The organism is Shewanella sp. SM101 (assembly GCF_025654465.1).
GTDB classification, from domain to species: domain Bacteria; phylum Pseudomonadota; class Gammaproteobacteria; order Enterobacterales; family Shewanellaceae; genus Shewanella; species Shewanella oncorhynchi.
Genome location: NZ_JAKKRH010000139.1, coordinates 1 through 803 on the forward strand (window position 1 = coordinate 1; position 803 = coordinate 803).

Consider the following 803-nt stretch of genomic DNA (forward strand, 5'->3'; position numbering starts at 1 on the left):
ACACGTGCTACAATGGCGAGTACAGAGGGTTGCAAAGCCGCGAGGTGGAGCTAATCTCACAAAGCTCGTCGTAGTCCGGATTGGAGTCTGCAACTCGACTCCATGAAGTCGGAATCGCTAGTAATCGTGGATCAGAATGCCACGGTGAATACGTTCCCGGGCCTTGTACACACCGCCCGTCACACCATGGGAGTGGGCTGCAAAAGAAGTGGGTAGCTTAACCTTCGGGGGGGCGCTCACCACTTTGTGKTTCATGACTGGGGTGAAGTCGTAACAAGGTAGCCCTAGGGGAACCTGGGGCTGGATCACCTCCTTACCTATACGACTAACTCGATGCTTTTGAGTGTTCACACAGATTTGCTTGATAGAAGAAAGAGTAAAAGATGGACCTAGTTAAATAGGTTTATCAAAGATGGGTCTGTAGCTCAGCTGGTTAGAGCGCACCCCTGATAAGGGTGAGGTCGGTGGTTCAAGTCCACTCTGACCCACCAAATCTTCGTTCTCCTTTGTTAAATTAACACTCGTTTAGTGAACTAAACGTCGCGTTAATTTGCCGCGGATAACTCGATTTGGCAAACCAATCCTTTTAGAGGTTTGGAACATCTTACTTACTCGCACTGCATGTAAATGGGGCTATAGCTCAGCTGGGAGAGCGCCTGCCTTGCACGCAGGAGGTCTGCGGTTCGATCCCGCATAGCTCCACCATTTACACCTTATTCTGACTTTATTGCAAAGTAATAAGGCATATGCACTATGGATAGAGATGCCAAAGATAAACTAAAAAATTATCTTTGGCTTTTTTA

At 47.8% G+C, this 803-nt stretch carries 2 tRNA genes and 1 rRNA gene; all 3 read left to right on the plus strand.

The window, feature by feature from the left end:
* Positions 1-316: ribosomal RNA gene (locus L5M38_RS24295) — 16S ribosomal RNA — on the plus strand; the annotation flags it as partial.
* A gap of 98 nt (positions 317-414) precedes the next feature.
* Positions 415-491, plus strand: a tRNA-Ile gene (locus L5M38_RS24300).
* Between the two features lie 138 nt (positions 492-629).
* Positions 630-705 (plus strand) — tRNA-Ala (locus L5M38_RS24305).
* Positions 706-803 lie beyond the last annotated feature (98 nt).